Genomic DNA, 24311 nt, shown 5'->3' on the forward strand with positions numbered 1-24311 from the left:
AGGTCGCCCGCCGGGGCGAACTCCCGGCTGGGCCTTCGAACAAGACAAGAGGTCGACGGCGCAACGCGCCGGATCATCATGTGCACGAAAGGTCCATGCAACATGAAACACCGCCAAGACACTGCCGAACCAAGCCGCCGCGGCCCCCGCTCCACCGCCTTCGTGGCCACCCTGCTCCTGCTCGCCGCACTCTTAAGCGCCGGCCTCACAGCCCTCGGCCTCTGGCAGCTGCAACGCCTGGCCTGGAAAGAGGCCTTGATCGCGCGCATCAGCCAAGCCCAACAGGCCGCCCCCACGCCCCTGCCCGCCCCCAGCACCTGGCCCAGCATCAGCAAAGAGCAAGACGAATACCGCCGCGTCCAAGCCCGTGGCCAATTCCTCCACGAGAAGCAAACCCTGGTGCGCGCCAGCACGGCACTGGGCACCGGCTACTGGGTGCTAACGCCCTTGCGCCTGAGCACGGGTGGCTACTTGCTGGTCAACCGGGGCTATGTGGGTACAGACCGGCTGACACCCGAATCACGCGGCGAGCCTTCACTTGGCCAGCCCGAGCAAGTCGTGATCGGCCTGCTGCGCCCCAGCGAACCCGGTGGCAGCCTGCTGCAAAAGAACGAGCCCCAAGCAAAACGCTGGTACTCGCGCGATGTCGCCGCCATCGCGCAAAGCCAGGGCCTGCCCGCGCAAGACCTCGCGCCCTTCTTCATCGACGCCGTGGCATTGCCCGATTCCGCCCCCTGGCCGCGCGCCGGCCTGACCGTGCTGAGCTTCAATAACAAGCATCTGGGCTATGCCCTGACCTGGTTCACCCTGGCCTTGATGGTGCTGGCGGGCGGCGGGTATTTGCTGTGGACCGAGCTGCGCTTGCGGCGTCAAAACCCAAGGATTCAGCCAGGCAGCGACAATCCCGCTCCATGAGCGAATTGACCCACGGCCCCCTGCCCTTGCTGGAGGATGGCCCCCACGACAGCCCCGCCGAGCGTGGCTACACCCCTGAGAACTTGGCCGGGCGGCGCAATCTGCAGCAGCTGATTCAGCTGCGCTGGCTGGCCGTGGCCGGTCAGTTGGCCACCATCTTGACGGCCGAGCTGCTGCTCGATGTGCAGCTGCCCATGACCGAGATGCTGGCCCTGCTGGCCGGCTTGGCCCTGTTCAACGGCGCCTGCCAGCTGCGCCTGCGTCAGACACGGGGCGAGATCGGCAATGGCGAGCTCTTCGCCGGGCTGCTGGTCGATGTGGCCGTGCTGACCGCCCAGCTCTTCTTCAGCGGCGGCGTCTCCAACCCCTTCATCTTTCTCTATCTGCTGCAGATCGCCGTAGGCGCAGTGCTGCTGAGGCCCGCATTTATTTGGGCCATGGTCACCCTGACCGGCTTGTGCTTTATCGCGTTGACGGTGTGGCAGCGCCCGCTCAATCTGCCAGCCATGGACGGCAGCCATCTCTCCGTGCATTACATCGGCGGGCTGCTGATCTGCTTTGCCTTGAATGCGGCGTTGCTGGTGATTTTTTTGCACCGCATCTCGCGCAATCTGCGCCAGCGCGACAGCCGCCTGGCCGATCTGCGCCAGCGCGCCGCCGAGGAGGAACACATCGTCCGCATGGGCTTGCTGGCCTCGGGCGCCGCGCACGAGTTAGGCACGCCGCTGGCCACGCTCTCGGTCATCTTGGGCGACTGGTCGCGCATGGCCCCATTTGCCGCCGACCCCGAGCTGCGCGAAGAGATCGAGGAGATGCAGTTCCAGCTGCAGCGCTGCAAGGCGATCGTCAGTGGCATCTTGATGTCGGCCGGCGAATCGCGCGCCGAGGCCCCGGCACAGATTTCTTTACACCGCTTCATGCACGAGCAGGTGGAACACTGGCGGGCCAGTCGCAGCGGCCAGATCCTTAACTACAAGCAGCCCGATGATCTGCCCGACCTGCCCATGGTCTCGGACGCCGCCCTGCGGCAGATGCTGGACAATGTGCTGGACAACGCCGCCGAAGCCGCGCCCGACCGAGCTATCACCTTGCGAGTCTCTTGCGACGATGAACGCCTGATCCTGCGGGTGCAAGACAGTGGGCCTGGCTTCAGCCCCGAGATGTTGGCCAATTTCGGCAAGCCCTACCACTCCAGCAAGGGCCGACCCGGCAGCGGCCTGGGCCTGTTCCTCTCCCTCAATGTGGCGCGCACCCTGGGCGGCCATATCGAACCCAGCAACCGCAGCGAAGGCGGGGCCGAGGTCAAGATCAGCCTGCCCTTGGCCGCCCTGATCTGGGACGAAAGCTGGGGCCGCCAGAAAACGATTCAATCCATCAGCACGACCGTGAGCAGGGCAAACAAACCATGAGCGAAGCGCAAGACACCGAACGCCTGCTGCTGGTGGTCGAGGACGACGACGCCTTTGCCCGCACCCTCACCCGCTCCTTCGAGCGCCGTGGCTACCGCGTGCTGCGCGCCGCCGATCTGGAGCGCATGCAGTCCTTGCTGCAGGATCACCGCCCCGGCTACGCCGTGGTGGACCTGAAGCTTGCCAGCGGCAGCTCCGGCCTGGCCTGTGTGGAGCGCTTGCACAGCTTCGACCCCCAGATGCTGATCGTGGTGCTGACCGGCTATGCCAGCATCGCCACCGCCGTCGAAGCCATCAAGCTAGGCGCCCGCCACTACCTGGCCAAACCCGCCAACACCGACGACATTGAAGCCGCCTTCACCCGCGCCCAAGGTGACGCCGAAGTTGAGCTGACCGAGCGCACCACCTCGATCAAGACGGTGGAATGGGAACACATCCACGAAACCCTGGCCGCCACGGGCTTCAATATCTCCGAAGCCGCCAGGCGGCTGGGTCTGCATCGGCGCACCTTGGCGAGGAAGTTGGAGAAGCAGAGGGTGAAGTAGGCACGGTGTCGCGACGGTGGCAGCCCCTGGCGGACAAGACGCGATACTCATCGGAGAACACACAACAACAAAAGTAGGCACTCCAAATGTTGACGATTGCAGTGGTTCTTCTATTGCTCATGGGCATCGCCCATTCCTACCTGGGCGAGCGCTACATCCTGGTCAGACTGTCCAAAAGAGACAATTTGCCTAAGGTCCTTGGAAGCACCGCATTCACCCTTGGCACCTTGCGTTTCGTGTGGCACCTGACGACCCTCGCCTGGGGTGCCCTGGCATTCTTGGTTTTCTCTGCCGGGCAAGGTAGTGTTTCAAGAGACCTGGTCCTGACCGTCATTGGCTTTGCCGCCCTTGGTTCAGCAGCATTCCCGCTTTACTTCACGCGTGGCAAACATCTGTCCTGGCTTGTCTTCGTGGTGGTGGGCGTGCTCGTTCTTGCATCAAGAGGCGGCCCATGACTCGCCGGCCTAGCCAGGGAGTCATGGGTCATCCAGTCTGTTGAGACTACACGCTAGCCCTCCTCAAAACCCTCGCCCTTGAACACTAGCGCGGCATTGCCCCGTTGCACCTCGTAGTGCTGCCGCCAGCGCTGTTGGCGTGCCTCACCTTGCGCGCGGCGAGCTTGCTCACTGAGTTTGTGCGCCAGCAGAGCCCGAGCCAAGCGCTTGTTGGCATGCTGGCTGCGCTCGGTCTCCACCCTCACACTCAAGCCCGTTGGCAGATGGGTGGCGCGAACGGCGGAGTCGGTCTTGTTGACATGCTGACCGCCGGGCCCGCCGGCCCGCAAAGTTTCGAAGCGCAAGTCCTGATCGCGAAGCGCTTGGCCTGCTGGGCTGCTTGCCTCGGCTTCAAAGACCTCGACACCGATGAACCAGTTCTTGCGCCTATGCCCTGGCCGATAGGGGCTGGGGCAGGTCCACAGCACACTGCCGCGCCAGCGCTCGGCGAGTGCGCTCGCTTGCTCGCCATCCAGTGCCAATAGCACCGAATGGAAATTGCCAGCGATGGCACTTGGCACTTGTTCCAGTAACTCCACCCTGAGCTGCAGCGAACAGGCTTCGTTCTGGAGCCGGCAAAGCGCCTTGCGTACAGCCAAACAACATTCTTCAGGGCCGGTGTTGGCCGTCAGGTGAAGCAAGATCATTCGCAGCACTCCCCACGAGTTTTGTAGGTCAGCACGGGCTTGGTGCGTGCCAGCAGTTCTATCAAGCCCGCGCCCTCCAATGCTTGGACCACACTGTCTATGCCTTTGTAGGCTTGCGGTGCTTCCTCGTAGATCAGTTGGCGGTCCTGGCAGATGACGCGGCTGCCCAGAGCGGTGCGTGCCATTTGCGTGGGCGTCACCAGCTTGAACAGGCGGTCCTTGCAGGCTGAACGAGTCCACTTGCGCCCCGCCCCATGCGCCAAGGACAGCAAGGTGTCTTGGCAGGCAAGAGTCGGCCGAACCAGATAGCTGTAGTCGCCACGTGAGCCAGGGATCAATACCGGCCCTTGGTCAGACGGCGTGGCCCCTTTTCGATGAAGCCAACCCATTTGCCCATGGATGCTCGCCTCAGCCACAAAATTGTGATGGACATCCAGCAGCGCTTGCCCTTGTGCCCTCACATTGGAAAGCAGGCGCTGAGCCACCAGATGGCGATTGCACCGCGCAAAGCGCAATGCCGCATCATGCTGAGTCATGTAACGCAAGGCCTCGACTGATCCGCCCTGCAATCCCCTGTGACCAAAGACATCCACATGCTGCCGCAGGATGCGTTCACCCAGACCTCGCGAGCCGCTGTGGACCAAGAGCAGCAGAAGCTGTTTGTCCAGCCCCAAAGCCGACAGCGCATCGGCCGCGTAGACCGCGTCCACCTGCTGAAACTCAGCAAAGTGATTCCCACCGCCGAGCGTCCCCAAGGAGGCATCAAAGTCACCGGCCGGCAAGTCAGCCGCTTGCATGGCTTGCAGCCTAAACGCCTCATCTTGCATGGGGCCGTCGATATTGCCGGCCCGCTTCTCCAACTTGTCTATGTTCAGCGACTTGGCTGGCAAGCTTGTTTGCCACAAGCCCATGCCGCAGCCGATGTCATTGCCAACCAAAGCCGGATAGAAACACCCGGTTGAGAAAAAAGCGGCACCGACGGGGTAGCCGCGGCCAGGATGTAAATCCGGCATGCCCGCAACCCGCCGCATGCCTTCCAGTTGTGAAGTGGAGATCAGCTGCGCAATCGCGGCGTCTTCCATCCACGTCCTATCGGTAGCCACCACACAGGCGCGCTCCGACAGAGTTCTTACAAAAATATTGCCCACAGAAAAATCCAGATTCAAGCATTGATTGAAACCGGACTGGGACGGTCGCACACTGCCACGCGCTCACCCGCTCAGCGAGGTCGCTGGGCGATGCGAGATGGGGTGCGAGAAAAGAGGCGGAGAGGCTTAGATGAAAAGCCCTGCCACCGTTGACCCAGCCCACAGGGAGGTCGTGTTCTTTTGCATTTTTTTCTCCTTGTGAAGTGGATGAAGGGATGGCGGACGCTGCAAGATCGATGACTGACCGTCCTTGTCATGCAGCGAGGGCGCGACTGTACGTGCACAGTCGGGGTTCAGTCCAGCATGCCGGTGTTTTAGCGATGCATTTGCGCGACATTTGGGAGAGAAGAAGGCCAATCAAAACACCGCGCCGCAAACGGCGGCAAGTGACTCAAGGCCCGGCCGTACAAATGCAGGTGGTAGCAAGACTCGCCCTGCACCCGCGTCGCGTGAATGTCCTCGGCCTGCATCACCAGGCACTCGCCAGGGCCCACGGCCTGCTCAGTAGCGGCGGCTTGCAAGCGCCCACCAGAATCACCCGCCAGGCGATACAGCTGGTTCAACTCCACCCCGCGCAAGCCCAGCACCACGGCCCAGGTCTGATGCGTATGCGGCGGGCTGTGGGTGCCGGCGCCGTCTGAAACCAGGTAGAGCGAAGGCCCGCCGGTTGGGTCTAGCGCCAACTCGTACAGCAACTCCTGGCCTGGTTGGGCAATGGGGAATTGAGCGGGCCCAATCTGAAGCTCAGGCGCAGCGGCTTTCAGCAGCGCCGCGATCTGCCTGAGCAAGCGCTCGTCTGGATTCGCTTGGCCTGCAAGCAGCTCGGCAACCGCTGCCAACAAGCGACCCAGCCTGGCTTGCCTGGAACTGCTCACTTCTTCAACGCCTCCCTGCACTGCAACACATTGCCCTCGGGGTCAAAGCCATCGCAGGCGCGAAAGGCGCGCAGGCCGCCTTCGATTTGCCATTCTTTGCTGACGGGGCTCAAACCGCCGCCCAGGGTTTGCGCAAGCTGTCTTGCGGCGGCAAGGCTGCCCACCGTGAAAAAAAGCTTGATGGCCTGCTCCTCACGCAAGACCGGCGGCACACTGATGTGTATGCCTTTGGCATGCTGCTTGGGAATGGCGTGAATCACCAGCTGCAAATGCTCGGACTCCAGCACCGCGTGTCCGGCCTCGCGCTCCAAGAGCTGCAGGCCGAACAGCTCTTGATAGAAGCGGGCCATGCACGTTAGATCCTTGGTAAAGATGACGGCGCCGGGTTTGAGGGGGTGGCTCATGGCTTGAGTTCTTTCAAGAGTGGCTCAGAGTAGAAGTCCTCAAACGCTGCCTAGGCGTCCAGACGCTTGCTCAGCGTATACGAGACATGCCCACGCGGCCGATCGGGAATCGTCGCGATGCATTGGTAGCCGCACTTCTCGTAGAAGGGCCGGGCCTGCCAGCCGGTGGTTTCGACCAGGGCGATCTGGCAGTCTTTCTCGCGGGCGAAGGCCTCGGCACGGGCCATCAGCTTGCGGCCCGCGCCCTGGCCGCGCACAGACTCAGACAGCCACAGCAGCTCGATGTGCAAGGTGTTCCAGTAGCAGGCGGCACGAATGCCGCCAACGACGGCCTCGTTCTCATCGCGCGCGAACACAAAGAATCGAACCTCGGCCTCGATAGGCTCCAGTCCGGCGATGCGGGCATGGTTGAACGCGACGATGCCTTGGCTGAGAGTGGCCGCGTCCTTGGGGTCGGCCTGGGTGCTGAGTTCGATCTTCATGGGCAAGCAGTATCACCCAGGGCTAGCAGCAAGCTCAGCGATTGGCGGCTCGCGGCTGCAAGGGCCAAACGCGCACGAGGCCGGGTGCAGCGGCGCCTTGTGAGTGCCCCCAGGGCCGGGCGGCGCCCGGCCCGCCCCCCAGGAGGGTCAAGCAAGCTTGGGGCGGCCCGGCGCTTTTTTGTGAAAACACCCAGGCTTGCAGGCCCAGATCGGCCGCCTCGGGAAAGATCAGCTCGCTCAAGCAAGCGGTGGCGGCATCATCGGCCTCACCCCTGCCCAGTTCGGAGACGAAGACCTCGACCGAGCAGGCATCCAGCAGCAGGCGCAAGCGCAGGGCCCCCGCTGCCTGCGGCAAGGGCGCTCCCCGGCGGCCGGCCCAGCGCAACTCGTCAACAAGGAGGCCGGAGCGGGAGCGGTCGACGTACACCTGGCCGCGCGGCCCATCGATACCGACCTCGGTATAACGCAGACCATCGCGGCTGCAGCGCAGGCGCAAGCTGAAGCAGGAGGCGGGATCCAACCTCAGATCCCATTGCAACTCCAGGCTACGCGCGTCCACCTCGTCCGGCAGCTTCAAGTCGTGCAAGCCTTGGCCTGGGATCTCAAACTCGTGCTGCGGGCCGCGCAAGGCCGCCAGGCCCGGCCAGGGCCTTTGCGCCAGGCGCGTCCCCTCAGCGGTCTCCTGCAAGAACAGCTCACGCGGCACGCTCATCGCACCACGCCAAGGCAAGGCGGCCGGGCTGGGCGTGTGCTTGGCATAGCCGTGGTTATTCATCCAGGCGATCCAGAGCGGCGGCCGACCGGCCTCGGGCGGCAGGCCAGCCCAGGACAGGGCGGCGTAGAAATCACAACCATGGTCGACCCAAAACCCTGCTTGCCCCGCTTGCCCCGCTTGCCCTGCCTGCCCTGCCCCCGGCTCACAAATGAATTGCCGGCCGTCGAACTGGCCGATGAAGACCTGGGCCCCGCTGCCACCCGGGTGGCCGGCAAAGGTATCGACCTTGAGCAGCCAACGGCTGGGCTGGCCCACCTCCACGGCGGGGAATTCGATCAGGTCCGGGCATTCCCAGATGCCGCCCACCTCGCCGGCTGGGCCGAAGTCGCTCAGATGCAGCCAATGCCGCAGATTGACGGAAGCGAAGAAGGAGACCTGATGGTCGTCCGGCCGCACCACGGCCATCACCCAACGCCGGGTGGGCGCATGCCAGAACACCTTGGGGTCGCGGAAGTCCCGCAGGCCCAGGTCCAGCACCGGGTTGCCGGCGTACTTGGTCCAGCTCAGGCCACGGTCCAGGCTGTAGGCCAGCTCCTGCGCCTGGCCGCCCTGGGGCACGCGCAAGCAGCCGGTATAGATGGCCACCCAGGGCGCTTGGGCCCCGCTTCCAAAGCCACTGCTATTGGCATGATCGATGACGATGCTGCCCGAATAGATGGACACCCGTTCGTCCTCGGGGATGGCCAGGGGCAGCTCCTGCCAGTGCAAGAGATCGCGGCTCAGGGCATGGCCCCAGCTCATATGCCCCCATTGCTCGCCAAAGGGGTTGTGCTGGAAGAACAGGTGGTACTCGCCGCCTTCGTAGATCAGGCCATTGGGGTCGTTGATCCAATGCCGCGCCGCGGTGAAATGCCAGAGCGGGCGGTAAGGGTCGGCGTTTTCAAGCGCCGAGCTCATTGCGCGTCAACACGCCAGTCCCAGGCCGGCAGGCTTTGAGACTTGCCGTCCAGGTGATAGGTTTGGATCTGATCGCTCAGGTTCACCACCACGCCCACCTGATTGGCGCCCGCCACCCGGCGAAAGGCCAGCAGCTGCGCATTGCCCACATCCAGCAACTGCACCGGTGCGCCGTACTGGCCATTGGCCAGGGCCGGGTTCTTGCGCTTGAGCGAGAGCAACTCGGTGTAGAAGGGCTGCAGCTCCAGCAGCTTCCAGTCGATCGCGTCCTTCTCAAAAAAGGCCAGGCGCTTGTCCAGCCGCGCCTCTTGGCCGCCGTAGATCAGGGGCATGCCGGGCAAGGTGAAGCTGAGCACGGCCAGGGCTTGATAGGCCGGGCCGTAGAGCTCAGCGTCCGTGCCATGCCAGGAGTTGAAGTCGTGATTGCTGGTGAAGCGCATGCGGTAGGCATGGGCCGGGTAGCCACTGGTCTTGGGATCGGCCTGGCGCTGTATCCAGCTGCGCAGTTCTGCGGCGCCGGCCTTGCCCTGGCCTATGGCCTTGAAGACATCCGCCAAATCCCAGCTGTAAGTCATGTCAAAGGCGCTGCGATGCAGCTCCGCCTTGTCGGACTCGGCCAGCATGAAGACGGGTTTGATGGCGTCCAGCTCGCGCCGGGCGCGTTCCCAAAACGAGGTGGGCACCAGGCTGGCCACATCGCAGCGAAAGCCGTCCAGCCCCACCTCGCGCAGCCAAAAGGCCATGGCCGCGATCATCGCGTCGCGCAGGGCCGGCTGCTCGTAGTTGAGGGCCACCACATCGGTCCAGTACTCGGGCTCGGGGCCTTCGGTAAAGGTGACGGGGTAGATCTCGCCCTGGGCATTGAGCTTGTACCAATCCTTGTGCTCGCGGGTCCAGGGGTGATCCCAGGCGGTGTGATTGGGCACCCAGTCCAAGATCACCTTGAGCCCCAAGGCATGGGCCTGGCTCACCAGGGCCTTGGCATCGGCCAGTGTGCCGAACTCGGGGTTGACGGAGGTGTAGTCGCTGATGGAGTAGTAGCTGCCCAGGCTGCCCTTGCGGTTCAACTTGCCTATGGGCTGTATGGGCATCAGCCACAGAATGTCCACCCCCATGGCCTTGAGCCTGGGCAGTTGGGCGCTGACGGCGGCCAGCGTGCCCTCGGCCGAAAACTGGCGCACATTGATTTGGTAGATGCTGGCCTGGCGTGACCAGTCCACATGCGGCATATACGAGGCTGTAGCGGGTGCAGGGGATTGGCTCATGGTGTTGGGGCTTGAGAAAACCAGGGCCGCGGCAGCCAGCAAGGCCGCCCAGCGTGAACAGAAGGGAGTTGGCATGGGGAGAAATCAACCTTTCACGCCCCCGGCCGCCAGGCCGGAGATCAGCCAGCGCTGGGCCAGCAAAAAGACAGCGGTGATGGGCAGGCCGGACAGCAAGGCCGCCGCCGCGAAATCACCCCAGTGGAAGTTGTGCTCATGCACAAAAAGCTTGGCACCCACCGCCAGGGTGAGCTGGTCCTGCTGGGTCAGCAAGACGGAGGCCACCGGGTACTCGATGATGGCGCCGATGAAGGCCAGCAAAAACACCACCGCCAGCACCGGCAAGGCCATGGGCAGCAGCACGCGGTAAAAGGTCTGCCAGACGCTGGCGCCATCCACCCGCGCGGCTTCTTCGATTTCCACCGGCAAGGTGTCGAAATAGCCCTTCAGCGTCCACACATGCATGGCGATGCCGCCCGAGTAAGCCAGCACCAGGGACGCATGGGTGTTGAGCCCCAACGCAGGGATGGCCATACCCAGGCGGTCGAAGATGGCGTAGATGGCCACCAAGGCCAGCACGGCCGGGAACATCTGCATCAGCATCAGGCCGGTGAGCAAGGCGCGCCGGCCGGCGAACTGCAGCCGAGCCAGGGCATAGGCCGCGGTGGTCGAGAACAGCAGGCTCACCAGGCCCGAGACGGTGGCCACCTTGACAGAGTTCCACAGCCACAGCAGCACCGGCAGATCGGGCTGCAGCAGGCGGCCGTCCGGCCCGGCATAGGGCAGGCCCAGGACATAACGCCAATGCTCCAGGCTCAGGGTGCTGGGGATCAGGCTGCCGCTGGAAAAATTACCCGGCCGCAGCGAGACCGAGATCACCACCAAAAAAGGGAACAGCACCAGGGCGCTGAGCAGCAGCAAAAAGAGGTGGGCCGCCAGCTTGCGCCAGCGCTGGGAGCGATGTTGGACGATGGCCATGGAACTAGCTCGCTTTCGCGTCATTGATCCGGGTCAGCCGCATCTGCACCAAGGTGATGGCGGCCACGATGAGGAAGATCAGCGTGGAGATGGCGGAGGCCAGGCCGAATTGCTGGCCCGAGTCCTGAAACGCGATGCGCCAGGTGTAGGAGACCAGGATGTCGGTCGTGCCCGCCGGCAGGCTGGTGTCCAGCTGATCGGGGCGGCCGCCGGTGAGCAGGCTGATCAGCACAAAGTTATTGAAATTGAAGGCAAAGGCGCTGATCAGCAAGGGCGTGAGCGGCTTGAGGATCAGCGGCAGCGTGATCAAGCGGAAATTGTCCCAAGGCCCAGCGCCAGCCACGGCCGAGGCTTCGTAGAGATCGCTGGGAATGGACTGGATCAGGCCACTGCACAACACCATCATGTAGGGGAAGCCCAGCCACAGATTGACGATCAGCAGCATGGTCTTGGCCAGCAAGGGGTCGGAGAACCAGGCCGGTTTGATGCCGAAGAGCCCATGCAGGATCAGATTGACCTCGCCCAGGTTCTGGTTGAACAAGCCCTTGAACACCAGAATCGAAATAAAGCCCGGCACCGCATAGGGCAAGAAGAGCACCAGGCGGTAGGCGGCCCGGCACTCCAGGCTCTGCCAGTTCAGCAGCACGGCCAGCAGCAGGCCCAAAGCCGCGGTGGAGATCACCGTCAGGGCCGAGAACATCACCGTCCAGGCGAACACGCTCAAGAAGGGCGCGCGAAATCGCGAGTCGCCAAAAATCCGCGCAAAGTGGCGCCAGCCCACGTTGACACGGTAGCCCGGCTGCAGCTGCTCACCGTCCGGGCCGGTGAAAAAGCCTTGGGCGGCATCGGGGCGGTAGAGCTGGCCGCTGAGTGTGTGCCGCAGGCTGCCATCGGCCTGCAGCTCAAACAAGGGGCGGCTTTGCGCGAACTCACGCAGGCTGCTCAGGCTCAGGCGCTGACCCTGCGGGGTGAGCAGGCTCAGCTGGCGCAAGCCCGGCAAGAGCGGCACCCGCTCGGCCATGCTGAGCTCGCGGCCAAGGGGGGCGCTATCGTTGACGCTATCGTTGACGCCATCGCTGTGGCTTTCACTGAGGGTCAGGTCTTGCGCTGACACCGAATCCAAGCGGAACACGGGGCTGAGCAAGCTCGGGCCGCCCTCCCCGCCTTTCTCGTCCTCCCCTGCGATCAAACGCAGGCGCAGACCGCCATCGCCCTGACTGTGCAGGCTGAACTCGCGTTGCGAGGCCGGCACCTGCAAGCGCTCTTCCAAAAGCAGCTCGCGCGCACGCTCAAAGTCCAGCAGATTGCGCGCGCTGTAATTGCTAAAACCCAGGCCCAGGGTGTAGAGCATGGGGAAGATCACAAACACCAGGGCCGCCGCCACCCCAGGGAAGAGGTAGCGCAAAGCCCCGCTGCGCGGCGAGCTATAGGTCCACAGCGCCAGCACGCCCGCGGCCAAGAGCACGGCGGCGAGCAAGGTCTGGCCGCTGGCATAGACACCCGTCAGCGCCAGCAGCAAGAGCAGCGCGCCGCCCAGTTGCAAGCCATGGCGCAGCCAAGCGCGCGTCTTCATCAGGCCGCCTCCCGGATGCGGCGGGCCGCGCCAGCCATGGCCTCGGCCGGTGTTTGCCGCCCCTCGCTGAGATTGAGCAGGGCAGACTTCATGGCCGACCAAAAGCGGCCCATCTCGGGGATGCAAGGCGTGGGCACGCCGTCGCGGGCCGAGGCCATGATGCCCACCACCCGCTCGCCCTTGCCCGGCTGAGCCGCCAACTCGGCATAAAAGCTGCGGCTGGCCGGTGCGCCAATCGGCTCGGCCTGATCGATCAGGCGCAGGCCTGCGGGGCTGAGCAAATAGTGCTCGATGAACTCCACCGCCAGTTCGCGTTGGCGGGTGGCGCGGTTGATCATCACGCCCTTGACGCCCACATAGGGCGCGGCCGGCCGGCCCGCCACCGCCGGGATGCGGGCGATGCCGAAGTCCACCCCGGCGCGCTGCAGATTCACCCAGGACCAGGGCCCGTTGATCATCATCGCCACCCGGCCCTGCGCCATGGCGGCCTCCATCTCGGCGTAGCCGCTACCCACAGGCATCAGCCCTTCGCGAATCATGCGGGCCAGCAGTTCGGCGCCGACCCGGACGCCCGGGCCATCGACGCCGCAATCCTGCGCGTCATAGCTGCCATCGGCCCGGCGCTTGAAGGCATAGCCGCCATGCGCGGCCAGCAGCGGCCATGAAAAATAGCAATTGCTGTAGTCCCACAAGATGGCGCTGCGGCCGCTGGGCCGCAGGCGCGCATCCAGGGCAAACACCTGCTCAAAGTTCTGCGGCGGCGTGGGCAGCAAGGCCTTGTTGTAGACCAGGGTCAGCGCCTCCAGCGCCAGCGGATAGCCCCAGAGGCGCTGGCGCCACTGAAAGCCATCCCAGGCCATGGGATCGATATCGCGCAGCAAACGAGGGGGCGGCGTCACCGCATGCAAAAGCCCGCCCGCCACCCATTCGCCGATGCGGTCATGGCTGTAGAGGTAAATGTCGGGGCCCTTGCCCGCCGAGGCGGCTTGCTGGAATTTGGCCGGGCCCTCATCGGGCGTTTCCACCACCACCGGCACGCCGGTGGCGGCGGTAAATGCCTCGCCCACCCGCCGCATGCCTTTGGCTCCTTCGACGGTGAACCAGATCACCAAGGGTTCAGGCGGCTTTGCCCTCGCGGCCACCGCAGCGGGCAGCAAGCCCAGGCCAGGCGCCGCACCCCAGGCGCAGGCCGATCCCAGCAGTTGACGGCGAGAGACTTTGCTCAACATGCCGTAGTTTTACTAGATATGCTATCGATTGCAAAGAGGGGAATCGCCGCTTTTCTTCGAAATTACAGGTAGTTTTAATACTCCGCAATCCGGAATCCACTCGTGCTCAGGGCGCCAGGTGCTTGTCCAGAAAGGCCAGCACCCGGTTCCAGAAATCGATCTGCGTCTCGGGCGCCCGCCAGCCATGGCCCTCGTCTGGATAGACCTGCCATTCCACCTGCTTGTTGCTGGCAGGCAGGGCTTTGCGGAAGGCCTCGCCATGCACCAAGGGCACCCGCTTGTCGGCGCCCCCATAAGCGAGGAACAAGGGTTTGTTGATCTTGCCGGCATGGGTCAGTGGGGAGTTTTCCTTCAGGTCGGCCGCGTCCTTGACCCGGTCGCCGATCAGGGCCGGCGCGCCAAAGGTCTTGTAGTCGTCCGAGGTATCGCTCCAGCCCACGCTGTAAAGCATGTCCAGATCGGTCACCCCCACCCAGGCGACGGCGCAGCGGTACAGCTCGGGCTCGCGAATCAGGCCCATCAAGCTGGCATAGCCGCCGTAGCTGGCGCCGGCAATGGCAATGCGCTTGGGGTCGGCGATGCCTTGCGCGATGGCCCATTGCGTGGCTTCCGCCACATCGGTCTGCATGGCCTTGCCCCATTGGCGCCAGCCACCCCGCGCATGTTTGAGCCCAAAGCCGGTAGTCCCGCGAAACTGAGGCTGAAGCACGGCATAGCCGCGCGCGTTCAAGAGTTGCACCTCGGCGTCCCATTGCCAGGACGGCCCATGCACAAAAGGCCCGCCATGCACCAGCACGACCGTGGGCAGGTTCTTCTTGGGCCCGTCTTTGGGCAGGCTCAGCCACACAGGCAGGTCCGAGCCATCACGCGCCTTGATGCGCTGCAAATCCATGGACGCCATCTGCTTGGCCTCGATATCCGGCCGCTGCGCACCCAAGCGGCTGAACTTACGGGTCTGCCGGTTGTAGAGAAAGAAGAGTCGGGGCTGGATATCGGCAAAGGCCTCCACCAAGACCCAGGACTCATCGCCGGACCAAGGCACCGAGAGCCGGTTGACGGTGCGCGGCAAGACCTTGTCGATCTGGGCTTGCAGGGCACGCATATCTGGGTCCAACCACTGCGTCACCTCGGCATCGATGGTGAAACGCAGGCCCAAGACCTTGTCGGCGCGGGTGATGACCTCGGCATCCACATCGAAGTCGGGCGACTGCAGCAAGGGCTTGTCGGACCATTCGCCCTTGACGGGATCCAGCAGCCACATGGCTTGCTTGTCGCTGCCACGCCGGGCACTGATGTAGAGCTGGCCATCGCTGGCCACATGGCGCACCCCAAAATCACCCTCACCACCCGTGAAGACATTGAACTCGGTGAGCGTCTTCCATTGACCGTTGGCGGCGTCCAGCCAGCGCAGCGCCCCCTTCTCGGCCTGACGCGTCAACACCACCCGCAGATTGCCTTGGCCATCAGGCCACCAGGCCACCGAATGCAAGGGGCTGTCGAGCTCCACGGCTCGCCCCGTCAAAGTATTCAGGCTGAGCAGCTTGAAATAGCCCCAATCTTTTTCGCTATGGGCCTCGGGCCGCAGCACCAAGACCTCGGGCCCCTTGCGATGGGTGCTGCCATTGAGAAGAAAAGTGTTCCAGGGTTGCAGGCGGGCGTTGTCGTTGCCATTCTTCAGCCACGCCCATTGCCGCTCCACCAACTGTTTCAGATTCGACCCGTCGTGATCCACCGCAAACAAGCCAGGCCCGGCATCCTGCTTGGCCTGCGGCGTTTCGCGGTCGCTGAGGGTGAAAGCCAGGCGATTGGGATTGACCCAGACCACCCAACCCACATCGGCACTGTCGGAGTTGAAGGCAATCTGCGGCTTCATGCTGGCCAGATCCAGCACCGACAACATCAAGCGCCCATGCGGCCCCACGGTCAGCATGGCCAGGCGCTTGCCATCGGGCGAGAGTACGGCCGCCTCCATCTGGCTGCGCTTGACGAAGGATTCTGCCCTTGGGCCACCTTCGCCCGCTTGCGCCCGACGCAAGGGCCAGGCGGTGAGCGCGGCGCTGAGCAGCAGGCTGCGACGCGTCAGGCGCAGCACGGAAGCGCGCGAGGCCCAGGTGTTCCTGGCGCTCAGCGCATTCAGCTTGGGCCTCATCGTGTTTCTCCCTTTCACATCTTGGCCGGCGGTTTGGCGGCGCAGAACTTCTTGATATAGGCCGCGTGATCGGGCATCACATCCACGCATTTGCCGATCACACCGCGCACGCCTTCGAGGTAGTCGAACACCTCCTGCTCAGGCATCAAATCCGCCAACGGGTGGTGCGCCTCGGGCCGCAGGTTCTGGCCTTGCATTACCTGCAGCCAAGCCACCTCGGAGAACAGCTCGTTGTTGAAGCGCACGATGCGGCCATGGGCGCGGTAAAGCGCCATCTTCTGGCGCAGAGACTCCGGCACTTCCATGCTGGTGCAGGCCTTCCAGAAGTCCGAATCCTGACGCTGATTGAGGTGGTAGTGCAGGATGATGAAGTCGCGCACGCTCTCATAGTCGAAGCGGTTCTGGCGATTGAACTCCTCCACATCGACGGGGTTGAAGCCCCGGTCCGGGAAGAAATCGATCAGGCGCTGGATGGCGGCCTGGATCAGATGAATGCTGGTCGACTCCAGCGGCTCCAGAAAACCGCTGGACAGACCGATGGCCACCACATTCTTGTGCCAGCTCTTGCGCCGCATGCCGGTCCGGAACTTAATGAGGCGCGGCTCGGCCAGGGGCTTGCCGTCCAGATTGGCCAGTAAGGTCGCGGCGGCCTCGTCTTCGCTGATGGACTGGCTGGAGAACACATGGCCGTTGCCGATGCGATGCTGCAAGGGGATGCGCCATTGCCAGCCGGCGCGGTGCGCGGTGGAGCGGGTGTAAGGCGTGAGCGGCAGCACCGACTCGCAAGGCACGGCCAGGGCGCGGTCGCAGGGCAGCCAATGCGTCCAGTCCTCATAGCCGGTCTTGAGCGTTTGTTCGATCAGCAGCGCCCGCATGCCCGAGCAGTCGATGAACAAATCGCCCTCGACCCGCTGCCCGTTTTCCAGCTGCAGGGCTTGCACATGGCCGGCATGTTCGCCTGCCTCTTGCTGGCTGACGCTGACGATCTTGCCCTCGATGCGCTGCACGCCCCGGCCTTCACAGAGTTTGCGCAGATAGCGCGCATACAGGCTGGCGTCGAAGTGATAGGCGTGGGCGATGTGGTTGAGCGGCGAGTTCTCCAAATCGTCACGCGCCGGCATGAATTTATTGGCCAGGGCCGCCATGCGGGTGATGGAATAAGCCCCCAGATCCTGGGCCCGCCCCAGCCCATTCATCCGGTGCCAGTACTGGTCGAAAGGCACGGTCCACAAGGCCTGGCCCACGGGGCCAAAGCCGTGCATATAGCGGTCCCCCAGGCGGCCCCAGTTGACGAACTCAATGCCTAACTTGAAAGTCCCCTGGGTCTCACGCAGAAAGTCGTTCTCGTCGACTCCGATGATGCGATTGAAGACCTGGATCATCGGAATGGTGGCCTCGCCCACGCCGACGATGCCGATCTCATCGGACTCAACAAGGCGGATCTGATAACGGCCCCGCAAGGCGGTAGACAAGGCCGCTGCCGTCATCCAACCGGCGGTGCCGCCGCCCACGATGACCACGGTTTTGAGAAGCTCGGGAGGCTTGGGCTGCATGAGACGAATCCTGTACTTGGATCACTGGAAGGAAATGAACAGCAAAAAGAAAACAGCGAAGAGCACGTGAAAACGGGGAGCCCAAGGGCTCCCCGTCAGCATAGATCAAGCACCCTGTTTGCCAGGGTGCCGAGCCAGACCCCAATGCTGCATCAGAACTTGTAGTTCACACCCAGCATATAGGTCTTGCCGAACTTCTTGCGATCGGTCACGTTGCCGTTGCCCGCGTCGTAGTTGACGTACTCGCTATTGGTCAGGTTGGAGCCCTGGGCCAGGATGGACAGGCCCTTCAACCAACCCTCGCTGAACTCGTAAGAAGCCTGCAGGTCAACCGTAGTGTCTCCCTTGATATAGACCAGCTGCGACTTGTCCTGATAGTCCGCAATGGAACCCAGGAAATCGGAGCGGGTGCGGGTCGCCACCGCCACCTGGAAGCCATACTTCTCGTAGTACAGGCGGAAGTTGGTCACCTCCTTGGACAGACCGGGCAGCGGGATGTTCTTGGTGCTGACGTTCTGGGTGGCAAAAGCCGAGGCCGGCAATTGCACCGTGCTGTCGGTGTTCGAGTAGTTCAAAGCCACACCGAAGCCATCCAAGAAGTTGGCCACCATATTCAAGGGGATGTTGACCGCGAATTCCACACCGGTGATCTGGCCGCCCGTGCCGTTCATGGGCGTGGTCAGCAGACCAACCGTGCTGCCGCTGGGCGGCAAGGTCGTGCTGGGCGTCAGATAGGGCGCGAAGTCAAACACCCGGTCCACCTTCAGGATGTAGGTCTTCAGGTTCTTCTGGAAGGCCGCAACGCTGAAGTAGCCCTTCTTGCCGAAGTACTTCTCGAAGGAGACGTCGATGGCGTCGGCGCGGAAGGGTTCCAGATTGCCATTGCCGCCGGAACCATTCAGACGCTGGGGCGTGACATCGGTCTTGAGGCCGAAGTCGATGGTGCCCTTCATGTCTTCCATATTCGGGCGAGCGATCACACGACCCAGGCCAAAACGCAGCACATGGTCGCCGCCCAGATCGGCCGACAGATTCAAGCTGGGCATGAAGTCGGTGAAGTTGTGGCTAGAGCCGACCTGCGCGTAGCTGCACTTGTGGGTACCACCGTCGCAAGAGGCTTGGTCCACCCGATAGCCGTAAGAAGACTGCTTGGTGTCCTGGAACTGCACGCCCACATTGCCGCGCACATTGACGCTACCGACATGGGTGTCGATATCGCCCTTGACATAGGCAGTGGTGACCTTCTCCTGCACGCCCCAGCTCTTGCCCACGATATCGTGGTCAGACCAGGGGTTGAGCTCGTAGACCGAGCCCAGCGAGCCGGCCGGATCCCAGTTCAGCGTCGGGATGCCCGTCAGGCCACCGACGCCGGTCGTGGCATTGGGCATGGCGGTAGAGATCAAACGATCTTTGACCGTGCCATCCGCGTTCAAGCCACCCTTGATGACCAGGGCGCCTTCCTGCGTCACGCGGTCCTTGGTGCGGTCCGAGTAGTTACCGCCGAAGTCCACCGATGTGATGGGGCCGAACTCGAGGTCACGCTTGGCCGAGAGGCGAATGGCCTGGATCTTGTCGGTCGTCTTGGGGTTGGCGTAGTAGCCGTCTTGCACGCCCTTGTCACCCGCCCAACCTTGCACATCGGTCAGCTTGATGATGTTGGGGTCGGCGTAGTTCAGGCCAGTCTTGTACTGCACCGCCGACAGATTGGTTCCGTCGAAGCCCGAGAAGGAAATCGTGTCGGCTGCATTGGCCGTGTTGCCTGGCAGACCGGCCGTGGTTTCGTAACGGGTCGAGTCCTTCACCACCTTGGAGTAAGACAGGTCGGACTTGAAGGCCCAGCCGCCCACGGTCAGATTATTGGCCCAGCCAATCGACTCCAGCTTGTCGGTGTAGTCCTCGTTGTGATTGCGGATCACGCCCTTCCAGTTGGTGAAGGTGCCCGAGGTGGCCACGCCATTGCTGATGGTGGCATTGATCAGAGAGCCACCGCTGTCATTGGCACCCGCCGACAAGCCGCCCACCGGACCTTCCAGGCCGCGCTTCTTGACCGAGAAATCACCCTTGGAATAGAACACGTCCACCACGGACTCGAAGTTCTTATTGGGCTTGTACTGCAGCACGGCCATGGCGCCGGTGCGATCGAAATCGGTGGTCTCGATATCGGTGGTGAAGCCGCCCGGGGTCTTCACAGTCGCCACACTGCACTTGCCGGCAGAGTCAACAACGCCGGGGCAGGAGTCAGCCACCCAGCCGCCCCAGGTATTGAAGTTGGGCCGGCCGCCGCCCTTGGACTTCTGCTTGGTCAGGCCGATGGCCACACCGATGGTGCGGTCGGCGAATTGGTCGATATAGGACAGCGAAGCGCGGTCACCCGTGCCGGCGCCAAAGCCCGGCAAATCCTCGGCCTTGGTATTGGATTCGCGGCGGTAGTTGAGCACCACATTGCGCTGGCCAAAGCTCAGCGGACGCACCGTCTGCATATCGATGGTGGCCGACAAGCCCTGACCCACCAGACCCGCGTCGGGCGTCTTGTAGACCACGATGCCACCCAGCAATTCGGCCGGGTACTGGTCGAACTCGACGCCACGGCTGCTGCCGGTGGAGGCTTGTTCGCGCCCATTCAGCAGGCCGCCGGTGAAGTCTTGCGGCATGCCGCGCACGCTGATGCCCTGGGCACGGCCGGTCACCGAACTGCGCTGCGCCGTCACGCCAGGCAGGCGGGAAATCGATTCCGCCACGCTGGCATCGGGCAGCTTGCCAATGTCTTCGGCCGAGATGGACTCGACGATGGAATCGGAATTGCGTTTGACGGAAATGGCATCTTCAATGCCCTTGCGGATACCGGTCACCACCACGGCGTCCAGTTTTTCGGTCGCCGCTGCGGGCTTGGCCGCTTCTTGCGCATAGGCACCTGAGGCCAACATCAGCAAGGTGCAGCCCACCGCCACCGGATTGATTCGGAAAATTTCGCGCTGCGAGCTCTTGGCTTGCTTGCGCTTCTCTGCGGAAGTCATCATCTGTTTGTCTCCTCAAGCTCACTGGAACAACAAAGTGCCCCACACATCACCGTCAGAGCAATGTCATGACGATTGGCACAGGGGTTGAGAACCCACGTCTCAAAGCGATTTGTACCAAAACTAGATTTTTCGCCAACATGCGTAAACCCTAGACGTTGCATTACTACGACCAATTTTCACGATTCGATCAGAAATTACCGAGGGTTTTTACTGAAAATCGCCACGTTTGTTTCAGAAGAGCCCAGTTCAAGACCAATTTCACAAGGCAATGTGTAGTTCAACTACATCACCGTTAAGACAAAGCTACATCACGAGCAGACAAAACAAAGCCAGCCTGCACGGCTCAGGCGCAGGCTGGCTTCAGACGAATCCAGAGTCAAAACGAAGGGAAAAAGGCCGGCACTTCAGCGGCCAGACACTCACTGCTCGTGCTGTTCAAGCGCCAGGGCAGCGCCACTCAAGGCAGCCAGGGTGTCGGTGATCAGAGCCGTGGGAATGGGCTGCAAATAGGACTGGAAGCGACCCTTGGCCTCAAAGCGCTCACGAAAGCGCGACTGGAAGAAGCGCTCACCCAGACGCGGCACGATGCCCCCGCCGATGTACACGCCGGCACGCGCCCCCAAGGTCAAAGCCACATTGCCTGCAAAGCCGCCCAGCAAGGCGCAAAAGGCATCCAGAGTTTGCGAACACAGCTCGCAATCGCCAGCCAGGCCACGCTCAACAATCTGCGCCGCCCCCAGGCCCGCCTCCGCCGCCTGACCACGCACCGCGGCCACGGCGCCATACAAGACCGGCAAGCCAATGCCCGAGAGCAAGCGCTCGGCCGAGACATGCGCGAAGTCGCGCCGCACAAAAGCCAGCACATCGGACTCAAAAGCATCGGCCGCCGCGAGCGTGGCATGACCGCCCTCACCCGCCAAAGCCACCCAGGCTTGGCGCAGGCGCAAAACCCCTGCCACCCCCAGGCCGGTGCCGGGCCCGATGACCGCCATGGCCGAACCGGCAGCCACCGGCTGCACAGGCGAAACACCCGGCCAGGGCCGCAGCTGATTCGCCTGCAAGCGCGGCAATGACAGGGCCAGGGCCTCAAAATCATTCAAGACCAGCAGGGTCGACAAACCCAGCTCGGCCTGCAGCTGCGCCCGCGAGAAGCTCCAATGCCCATTGGTCAGCTCCACCCTGTCGCCCGCCACCGCCGTCGCCACCGCCAGTGCCAGCGAGCGTGGCGCCTGAAACGCAGCACCCAGCTGCGCCTTCAAACCCGCCAGATAGGCCCGCGCCGCAGCCGCCGGACCCGCATGGTCCTGCACCGACAGCACCACCACATGCGACACCGACCCACCCTGGCTCGCCACCCAGGCGAAGCGCGCATTGGTGCCGCCGACATCGGCCACCAAACAGGGGTAGGCCGCCGTCACGCGCCCTTCTCCCCAGGCCGGGCCAAAGATGGCAAATTCGCAAACAAGACAAACAACTTAAGCATGTAGAGATTCCGCCAACACAGGGCAAGACATGGCGCAAAAAAGGGAGTCGGCTCGAAGCCAGCCCTACTCAAACCCAAGCCCACAAAGCTTTGAACAGGTGTTGATTCGAGTATCGCAAGCGAAAGGTAGCAAAACTACATCATCTATGCAATACACATCTTCCCACGCATGACCGCTCAAGCCTTTCGCTAACCTTGTATTCACGCCGACTCATTCCAAAATCATGAGACAAAGCGCGCAAACAAGCGGATCAGGCTGGATCAATTTCGCCGCCAAAGCGCAGCCCAATCTGTAGTGAAGCTACATCATTGCTCGACAATCCTGCGATGCCTCATTCATTCCCCGCCAATGCAAAGCCCTGCGCCGCCCGCCTCTGCCGCCAGACCCGACCAAGGGAGCGCTCAAGGCATCCCGAGGCCGCCGCATAATGCAGCGCCAAGCGCCTTGTTGCGCGAGCCCAGGCGAGGGCCCAGTCCTGCGCCAGGGCAGGCCCGCCTGCTGTGGGTCGGCCCACCACGATTGCTTCTACCCGCCCCTCTATGCCGCTGAATCTCTCCTTCGACAGCCCTCGCCTGATTGCCGACATCGGCGGCACCTATGCCCGCTTCACGCTGGAGACGGCGCCGGGTGAGTTCAGCCAGATCGCCTCGCTGCGTTGCGCGGACTTTGCCGACTTCCACGCCGCCGTCAGCAGCTATATCAGCAGCGTCGCGCCGCAGCTGGGGGGCGGCAGCATCGCCCATGCGGCCATTGCCATCGCCAACCCGGTGGAAGGCGATCAGGTCCGCATGACCAATTACCACTGGCAGTTCTCCATCGAGGAGATGCGTCAGCGTCTGGGCTTTGAGACCCTGGTGGTGGTGAATGACTTCACCGCCCTGGCCATGGCCCTGCCCAAGCTCAGCGCCGGCGATGTGCGCCAGATCGGCGGCGGCGAGGCCCGCATGCCCAGCGTCATCGGGCTCTTGGGTGCGGGCTCGGGCCTGGGGGTGTCTGGCCTGATCCCGGCCGCCGAAGGCTGGATCGCCCTGGGCACCGAGGGCGGCCACACCAATTTCGCCCCGCGGGACGAACGCGAGATCGCCATCCTGCGCCACGCCTGGAAGGAGTTTGAGCATGTCTCCTTCGAGCGCCTGGCCTCCGGCCCCGGCCTGGAGTTGATCTACCGGGCCCTGGCCGAGCATGCGGGCCAAGCGCCAGAGGATCTACATGCCCCGGAAATCACCCAGCGCGCGCTGGAGGGCGATGACCCCATCTGCAAGGACACGCTGGAAGTGTTTTGCGCCGTGCTGGGCACGGCCGCCTCCAATCTGGCCGTGACCCTGGGCGCCCTGGGCGGCATCTACATCGGCGGCGGCATCGTGCCGCGCCTGGGCGCCTATTTCGATCAGTCCCCCTTCCGCGCCCGCTTCGAGGACAAGGGCCGCTTCAGCGACTACGTGGCGGCCATCCCCACCTTTGTGATCACGGCCGAGCACGCCACCTTCAAGGGCGCCTCGGCGATTCTGGAGTCGCAGCTGCGCACGCTGGAGGCCACGCCCGGCTCGGCCATCTTGAGCCAGATCCGCCGCGCCTGCGCCGAGCTTTCGCCCGCCGAGCTGCGGGTGGCCGAGCATGTGCTGGCCCACCCCCGCGCCGTGCTGAACGACCCCATTGTGGAGATCGCCCGCGCCGCCCAGGTCAGCCAGCCCACGGTGATCCGCTTTTGCCGCTCGCTAGGCTGCGAGGGCCTGTCGGACTTCAAGCTGCGCCTGGCCTCGGGCCTGACCGGCACCGTGCCCGTCACCCACACCCAAGTCAATCTGGACGACTCCATGCAGGAGCTGGGCGCCAAGGTCTTGGGCAATACCGCCTCGGCCATTCTGCAGGTGCGCAGCCAGCTCAACCGCGAGACGATTGCCCGCGCGGTGGACCTGCTCTTGGGCGCCGGCCACATCGAGTTCTACGCCGTCGGGCATTACGGCGTGGTGGCGCAAGACGCGCAGTTCAAGTTCCTGCGCTTTGGTATGTCCAGCGCCGCCTACACCGACACCCGCTTGCAGATGCTGGCGGCCAATGTGCTCAAGCCGCGCGATGTGGCCGTCATCATCAGCAGCGGCGGCCGCCTGAGCGAGCTGCTGGAGGTGGCCGACAAAGCCCATGCCCGCGGCGCCTATGTGGTGGCCATCACCGCCAGCCAGTCGCCGCTGGCGCGCAAGGCCGACGCGGCCTTGATCGTGGACCACGCCGAAGACGTGGCCACCCATCTGCCCATGATCAGCCGCATCCTGCACCTGCTGGTGATCGACATCCTGGCCGTGGGCGTGGCCATGCGGCGCAATCCGGAAGGGGCGGAATTGCTGGCCCGTCAGGCGCAAATCGCCTTGGATGAAAACGAAGAGAGCGGCAGCAAGCCCAAGGCCGGTGCCCGCCGCGCCGCGCCCGGAGTCAGCCTGGCCTCGCCCTTGGCCAAGCTCACCTCACACAGCCGATAGG

General features: G+C 63.5%; 19 protein-coding genes. 5 read left to right on the forward strand and 14 right to left on the reverse strand.

What is annotated here, in order from left to right; all coding sequences use genetic code 11:
* Nucleotides 1-102 precede the first annotated feature (102 nt).
* From DBR47_RS06060 to DBR47_RS06075, 4 genes are all read left to right on the forward strand, one after another.
* Nucleotides 103-915, forward strand: a complete 813-nt coding sequence (locus tag DBR47_RS06060; RefSeq protein ID WP_124447976.1) for an SURF1 family protein — start codon at nucleotides 103-105, stop codon at nucleotides 913-915.
* Entirely contained in the window at nucleotides 912-2324 is a 1413-nt protein-coding gene (locus tag DBR47_RS06065) for an ATP-binding protein (protein ID WP_124447978.1), read from the forward strand. Before DBR47_RS06060 ends, DBR47_RS06065 begins: the two co-directional genes overlap by 4 nt.
* The gene (locus DBR47_RS06070; protein WP_124447980.1) at nucleotides 2321-2869 is read left to right on the forward strand and encodes a response regulator transcription factor; all 549 of its coding nucleotides are present in this window, start codon (nucleotides 2321-2323) and stop codon (nucleotides 2867-2869) included. Before DBR47_RS06065 ends, DBR47_RS06070 begins: the two co-directional genes overlap by 4 nt.
* Before the next feature lie 86 nt (nucleotides 2870-2955).
* Nucleotides 2956-3324: a hypothetical protein gene (locus tag DBR47_RS06075; protein ID WP_124447982.1), complete on the forward strand. Its 369-nt coding sequence runs from the start codon at nucleotides 2956-2958 to the stop codon at nucleotides 3322-3324.
* A gap of 53 nt (nucleotides 3325-3377) precedes the next feature.
* Here DBR47_RS06075 and prfH read toward each other — a convergent pair whose 3' ends face one another.
* From prfH to glk, 14 genes are all read right to left on the reverse strand, one after another.
* On the reverse strand, nucleotides 3378-4010 hold the full coding sequence (gene prfH, locus DBR47_RS06080; RefSeq protein ID WP_124447984.1) for a peptide chain release factor H: 633 nt from the start codon (nucleotides 4008-4010) through the stop codon (nucleotides 3378-3380).
* Entirely contained in the window at nucleotides 4007-5158 is a 1152-nt protein-coding gene (locus DBR47_RS06085) for an RNA ligase RtcB family protein (RefSeq protein WP_124447986.1), read from the reverse strand. Before DBR47_RS06085 ends, prfH begins: the two co-directional genes overlap by 4 nt.
* Before the next feature lie 314 nt (nucleotides 5159-5472).
* On the reverse strand, nucleotides 5473-6033 hold the full coding sequence (locus DBR47_RS06090; protein WP_124447988.1) for a hypothetical protein: 561 nt from the start codon (nucleotides 6031-6033) through the stop codon (nucleotides 5473-5475).
* Nucleotides 6030-6437, reverse strand: a complete 408-nt coding sequence (locus DBR47_RS06095) for a VOC family protein (protein ID WP_124447990.1) — start codon at nucleotides 6435-6437, stop codon at nucleotides 6030-6032. Before DBR47_RS06095 ends, DBR47_RS06090 begins: the two co-directional genes overlap by 4 nt.
* 50 nt (nucleotides 6438-6487) lie before the next feature.
* The gene (locus tag DBR47_RS06100) at nucleotides 6488-6919 is read right to left on the reverse strand and encodes a GNAT family N-acetyltransferase (protein ID WP_124447992.1); all 432 of its coding nucleotides are present in this window, start codon (nucleotides 6917-6919) and stop codon (nucleotides 6488-6490) included.
* A gap of 34 nt (nucleotides 6920-6953) precedes the next feature.
* Nucleotides 6954-8591, reverse strand: coding sequence for a glycoside hydrolase family 32 protein (locus tag DBR47_RS06105; protein WP_124447994.1), 1638 nt, complete (start codon nucleotides 8589-8591; stop codon nucleotides 6954-6956).
* A complete protein-coding gene (locus DBR47_RS06110) occupies nucleotides 8588-9856 on the reverse strand; it encodes an alpha-amylase family glycosyl hydrolase (protein WP_124447996.1) in 1269 nt (422 codons plus the stop codon). The genes DBR47_RS06105 and DBR47_RS06110 overlap by 4 nt, the downstream gene beginning before the upstream one ends.
* An 84-nt stretch (nucleotides 9857-9940) precedes the next feature.
* On the reverse strand, nucleotides 9941-10831 hold the full coding sequence (gene malG / locus DBR47_RS06115; RefSeq protein ID WP_124447999.1) for a maltose ABC transporter permease MalG: 891 nt from the start codon (nucleotides 10829-10831) through the stop codon (nucleotides 9941-9943).
* A 4-nt stretch (nucleotides 10832-10835) separates the two neighbouring features.
* Nucleotides 10836-12404, reverse strand: a complete 1569-nt coding sequence (malF, locus tag DBR47_RS06120) for a maltose ABC transporter permease MalF (protein WP_124448001.1) — start codon at nucleotides 12402-12404, stop codon at nucleotides 10836-10838.
* Complete coding sequence (malE, locus tag DBR47_RS06125; RefSeq protein WP_124448003.1) at nucleotides 12404-13633, reverse strand: maltose/maltodextrin ABC transporter substrate-binding protein MalE; 1230 nt, start codon at nucleotides 13631-13633, stop codon at nucleotides 12404-12406. The genes malF and malE overlap by 1 nt, the downstream gene beginning before the upstream one ends.
* A 106-nt stretch (nucleotides 13634-13739) precedes the next feature.
* The gene (locus tag DBR47_RS06130; protein WP_197046889.1) at nucleotides 13740-15782 is read right to left on the reverse strand and encodes a S9 family peptidase; all 2043 of its coding nucleotides are present in this window, start codon (nucleotides 15780-15782) and stop codon (nucleotides 13740-13742) included.
* Nucleotides 15783-15796: 14 nt separating this feature from the next.
* Complete coding sequence (locus tag DBR47_RS06135; RefSeq protein WP_124448007.1) at nucleotides 15797-17335, reverse strand: tryptophan halogenase family protein; 1539 nt, start codon at nucleotides 17333-17335, stop codon at nucleotides 15797-15799.
* A 152-nt stretch (nucleotides 17336-17487) separates the two neighbouring features.
* Nucleotides 17488-20352 carry a TonB-dependent receptor gene (locus DBR47_RS06140; RefSeq protein ID WP_231512151.1) on the reverse strand — a complete coding sequence of 955 codons (2865 nt, stop codon included), beginning with the start codon at nucleotides 20350-20352 and terminating at the stop codon, nucleotides 17488-17490.
* A 419-nt stretch (nucleotides 20353-20771) separates the two neighbouring features.
* Nucleotides 20772-21770, reverse strand: coding sequence for a glucokinase (gene glk, locus DBR47_RS06145; RefSeq protein ID WP_197046890.1), 999 nt, complete (start codon nucleotides 21768-21770; stop codon nucleotides 20772-20774).
* A gap of 605 nt (nucleotides 21771-22375) precedes the next feature.
* Between glk and DBR47_RS06150 the strand changes: the two genes are divergently transcribed.
* Nucleotides 22376-24310, forward strand: a complete 1935-nt coding sequence (locus DBR47_RS06150) for a glucokinase (protein WP_124448009.1) — start codon at nucleotides 22376-22378, stop codon at nucleotides 24308-24310.
* The last annotated feature ends 1 nt before the right edge of the window (nucleotide 24311 follow it).

It is taken from the genome of Paucibacter sp. KBW04, assembly GCF_003852425.1.
Classification (GTDB): Bacteria; Pseudomonadota; Gammaproteobacteria; order Burkholderiales; family Burkholderiaceae_C; genus Paucibacter_A.